1 protein-coding gene is annotated in these 255 nt (G+C 62.4%); it reads left to right on the top strand.

All coding sequences use genetic code 11. From position 1 onward, the window contains the following. A partial coding sequence (locus JYB63_RS23150) for a hypothetical protein (RefSeq protein WP_205660256.1) occupies positions 1-255 on the top strand: 255 nt, incomplete at both ends.

Here is a 255-nt window from a genome sequence, read left to right as displayed (position 1 = left end):
CCATCACGGACCAGACCGGCAGTGACAACCCACCGGGTACAGAAGACACCGTCATCGTCTCCCTGACTGGCCCGAGCGATGTGGTTGAAGGTGAAACCACCACCGACTACACCGTCAGCCTGAGCGACGCGGTGCCGGCGGGTAAATCGGTCACCGTGGCGCTGACGTACAGCTACACCACGGCCTCCGGTACGGACATCACTGAAGTGGCCGATGTGACCATCACCGGTCCGGCGAGCAGTGCGACCTTCAACA

The organism is Aliamphritea spongicola, assembly GCF_017051665.1.
GTDB lineage: Bacteria > Pseudomonadota > Gammaproteobacteria > Pseudomonadales > Balneatricaceae > Amphritea > Amphritea spongicola.
Note: the sequence above shows the minus strand (reverse complement) of the source record. Positions and strands in the feature narration are given on the sequence as shown.